This is a genomic window from Acinetobacter sp. 1424608 (assembly GCF_000588255.1).
GTDB classification, from domain to species: domain Bacteria; phylum Pseudomonadota; class Gammaproteobacteria; order Pseudomonadales; family Moraxellaceae; genus Acinetobacter; species Acinetobacter nosocomialis.
On the sequence record NZ_JFXL01000047.1, the window covers coordinates 1 to 1,985 of the forward strand.

The following is a 1,985-nucleotide window of genomic DNA, read 5'->3' on the forward strand; positions in this document are numbered from 1 at the left end:
ATTTGAAACGAGAGTGTTGACAATACCAGTCGCATGATCAGTTGCACCTTGGATATTGCCGCCCACTAAATCAGATACAACTTCAAGCGCACCATTTACAGTATCGCGAGAAGTTTCAAAAGTTAATGTACCGAGGTGAGCAATATCAGTAACAGGGTGTTCAGTTTGAGGAAGTACGCCAACTACAGTGTCCGCAACAGTATTAATGCCTGTATTAATAATGCTAGTTTTTAAACTTTCCACACCTTGAAGAACATCAATACCACTTTGAACGGCATCAACAACTGGGGAAATAGGAGATGCACCACCACCAATAATCCCGCCCGTCACACCACCGATGATGTCAGTCACAGTACCAAGCGGGTTACCGCCAGTAGCGCCACCAGTAACACCGCCGATGGCACCAGTTACTCCACCGATAATGTCAGTCACAGTACCAAGCGGGTTACCGCCAGTAGTACCACCAGTTACACCACCGATAGCGCCCGTCACACCACCAATAATGTCAGTTACAGTACCAAGCGGGTTGCCACCAGTAGCGCCACCAGTTACACCGCCGATAGCACCAGTTACCCCACCAATAATGTCAGTTACAGTACCAAGCGGGTTGCCACCAGTAGCGCCACCAGTTACACCGCCGATAGCACCAGTTACCCCACCAATAATGTCAGTTACAGTACCAAGTGGGTTGCCACCAGTAGCGCCACCAGTTACACCGCCAATAGCACCTGTCACACCACCAATAATGTCAGTTACAGTACCAAGCGGGTTGCCACCAGTAGCGCCACCAGTTACACCGCCAATAGCACCTGTCACACCACCAAGAATGTCAGTTAAAATACCAGTTGCAGTTGAACCGTTATGAACAAGTGTTCCAAGAATACCTGTTGCAGATTGGGTAGCTCCTTGGATGTCACCACCTACTAAATGAGAAACTGTTTCTAAAGCACCATTTACAGTATCGCGAGAAGTTTCAAAAGTTAATGTACCGAGGTGAGCAATATCAGTAACAGGATGTTCAGTTTGAGGAAGTACGCCAACTACAGTGTCCGCAACAGTATTAATGCCTGTATTAATAATGCTGGTTTTTAGACTTTCGACACCTTGTAGCACGTCAATACCGCTTTGTACGACGTTAACAACTGGTGCCAGTGGAGAAGTTCCGCCTCCGACTACACCACCAGTGACACCGCCAATAATATCGGTCACGGTACCAACAGGATTGCTACCAGTAGCACCACCAGTTACACCGCCAATAGCGCCAGTTACACCACCAATAACGTTGGTTAATCCACCAACAGGGCTACCGCCAGTCACGCCACCAGTTAAACCACCTACCACATTGGTTATGGTTCCTAATGGATTTGTTGAGCCTGCAGTACCAGTTACGGTACCCACTACATCAGAAACTAATCCTGTTGTAGCATGCGAGACTGTATTGGTTACAGTTGAAAGTACATTAGAGAGTAAGCCTGATTGATGTGTGCTGAGAAAACAGGAGGTTTTAACTTGGTAAACTATAGACACTCATCAGGAGTTTACCATGAGCAAGAAACAGAAGACTTACACCGCAGAATTTAAAGTTGAAGCAATAAAATTGATTGAAGCCAATCAAGGCAATGTATCGGAAACAGCCAGACAACTTGGCATTTCAATGCAAACTCTTTCAAATTGGAATAATAAAGCAAAGACTGGCACCTTAGCAGGCACTAAACAATATTCACCTGATCTAAATGCCTTACTCGAAGAAAATAAAAAGCTCAAACAACAGCTCAAAACAGCTGAAATGGAACGTGAATTTCTAAAAAAGGCAGCAGCGTACTTTGCGAAAGAAAGTCAGTAAGGTACGCCTATATGAAACAGCAAAGATATTTATTCCCGATTAGCTTTATGGCTAGATTACTTCACGTTTCAGTGTCACGATTTTATGATTGGCTAAAACGAGGCATGAATAAAAGATTGGTTCAGCGAAATCAACAGACAAT

The 1,985-nt window shown here is 44.9% G+C and carries 2 pseudogenes; one reads left to right on the forward strand and one right to left on the reverse strand.

The features are described from left to right. Positions 1–1,476 (reverse strand): annotated as a pseudogene (locus J678_RS22740) (hypothetical protein); the annotation flags it as partial. 67 nt (positions 1,477–1,543) lie between these two features. On the opposite strand from J678_RS22740, the pseudogene J678_RS22745 reads away from it, so the two are divergent. Then, positions 1,544–1,985: pseudogene (locus J678_RS22745) on the forward strand (transposase); the annotation flags it as partial.